At 50.5% G+C, this 677-nt stretch carries 1 protein-coding gene; it reads right to left on the bottom strand.

The window, feature by feature from the left end:
* Nucleotides 1-677 (bottom strand): reverse transcriptase domain-containing protein (locus C7B65_RS27130; protein ID WP_181314524.1); only part of this gene is annotated, 677 nt, incomplete at both ends.

The raw sequence follows: 677 nt of genomic DNA, 5'->3' as shown, positions 1-677 counted from the left end.
TCGTCGGCGTACCGAACGCTTTGATGAATGTCTTCAATCCCGTTGAGAGCGATGTTCGCGAGTAGTGGGCTAACCACTCCACCTTGGACAGTTCCCTGGTCAGGAAATTCTGGATTGACTCCTGCTTTGAGACAGCGGAAAATTCCAGTCTTGACCCCTTTTGGGGCAATCAGGTTGTCCAGAATGGCGGCATGGTTAATCCGGTCGAAGCACTTTTCGATATCCAGTTCGATGATCCGTTTACCGATTCCATTCGCATGGGAGTTGAGGTTTTGGAACAAGACTTTTTGGGCATCGTGTGCCGAGCGTCCCGTTCTAAACCCGTAGCTCCGAGCGTGGAATGTCGCTTCGTGGGCAGGCTCTAGCGCATATTTAGCCAAGCATTGCCAGGCTCTATCCGCCATAGTTGGCACTTTTAGCAGTCGCCTGGTTCCATCTTTTTTTGGAATTAGAATCTCGCGAAGCTTCGAGGGTTTCCAACGGTTGACGGTTTCTTTGAGCAAATTGCTCAGGTCAAAGCGCTCTTCAATCGTGAGGAATGCTTTGCCGTCAATCCCTGCCGTCTTTTTACCCGCATTCAGTTGAGTGACTTGACGAATGGCTAGAAATCGGGCGGCTGTAGACTTGAAAATCAGTTTTTGGAGTGACCGCGCCTTTCGCAGGTTGCCCACTGAAAC

Source organism: Phormidesmis priestleyi ULC007 (assembly GCF_003003695.1).
Lineage (GTDB): Bacteria > Cyanobacteriota > Cyanobacteriia > Leptolyngbyales > Leptolyngbyaceae > Phormidesmis_A > Phormidesmis_A priestleyi_A.
Note: the sequence above shows the minus strand (reverse complement) of the source record. Positions and strands in the feature narration are given on the sequence as shown.